2 tRNA genes and 2 rRNA genes are annotated in these 1,144 nt (G+C 51.4%); all 4 read right to left on the reverse strand.

Annotated elements, in window-relative coordinates:
* Positions 1–352 (reverse strand): 23S ribosomal RNA (locus FBY13_RS23325); the annotation flags it as partial.
* A 235-nt stretch (positions 353–587) separates the two neighbouring features.
* Positions 588–663: transfer RNA gene (locus FBY13_RS23330), tRNA-Ala, on the reverse strand.
* A 143-nt stretch (positions 664–806) separates the two neighbouring features.
* A tRNA-Ile gene (locus tag FBY13_RS23335) sits at positions 807–883 on the reverse strand.
* A 73-nt stretch (positions 884–956) separates the two neighbouring features.
* Positions 957–1,144: ribosomal RNA gene (locus tag FBY13_RS23340) — 16S ribosomal RNA — on the reverse strand; the annotation flags it as partial.

The raw sequence follows: 1,144 nt of genomic DNA on the forward strand, positions 1-1,144 counted from the left end.
TGCACCTTTGTGTACGGGAGTATCACCCTGTACCCTGCGACTTTCCAGACGCTTCCACTGATGCACAAGCTGATGATGGTTCTGGGCTCCTCCCCGTTCGCTCGCCGCTACTGGGGGAATCTCGGTTGATTTCTTTTCCTCGGGGTACTTAGATGTTTCAGTTCCCCCGGTTCGCCTCATACAGCTATGTATTCACTGCATGATAGTGTGACGAGTCACACTGGGTTTCCCCATTCGGGTATCGCCGGTTGTTGCGGTTCATATCACCTTACCGGCGCTTATCGCAGATTAGCACGCCCTTCATCGCCTCTGACTGCCAGGGCATCCACCGTGTACGCTTAGTCGCTTAACCTCACAACCCACAGGCGTTTATCTGTTCTGCCGTAACGGCTTCACAGTTAGCTTGTAAGCTGTAAGTTTTTGAGAGACCCGAACGCGTTGTGCTGTGTTCCTTATTACGGAGGAACACGACAATGCGTCGTTTCAAATTTTCAGCTTGTTCCGGATTGTTAAAGAGCATAATACTTCGCAGCACACCGTTGCCGGTACGCTCTGAAGTATTTTTCAGAAATACAGTAATATCAGTATGGTGGAGCTAAGCGGGATCGAACCGCTGACCTCCTGCGTGCAAGGCAGGCGCTCTCCCAGCTGAGCTATAGCCCCATACAGTTACTGCAGAGACCACTACTACCACTCACCAGGAGTCCCGTTTGTGATAAACGGTAATTTCTTTTCAGGCAAGGCAAAGGGTCGCGACGTATAGTTCACTATACGAGCGGCGCTTTAACGCAGCATGAGAAGAAATTTGGTAGGCCTGAGTGGACTTGAACCACCGACCTCACCCTTATCAGGGGTGCGCTCTAACCACCTGAGCTACAAGCCTGTAGAGGTTTTTTCTGCTCGTTACTTTCTATCAGACAATCTGTGTGAGCACTTCGCGGGAAGGTATCTTCAGGTAAGGAGGTGATCCAACCGCAGGTTCCCCTACGGTTACCTTGTTACGACTTCACCCCAGTCATGAATCACAAAGTGGTAAGCGCCCTCCCGGAGGTTAAGCTACCTACTTCTTTTGCAACCCACTCCCATGGTGTGACGGGCGGTGTGTACAAGGCCCGGGAACGTATTCACCGTGGCATTCTGATCC

This window comes from Pantoea sp. SJZ147 (genome assembly GCF_007828605.1).
Taxonomy (GTDB): Bacteria; Pseudomonadota; Gammaproteobacteria; order Enterobacterales; family Enterobacteriaceae; genus Pantoea; species Pantoea allii.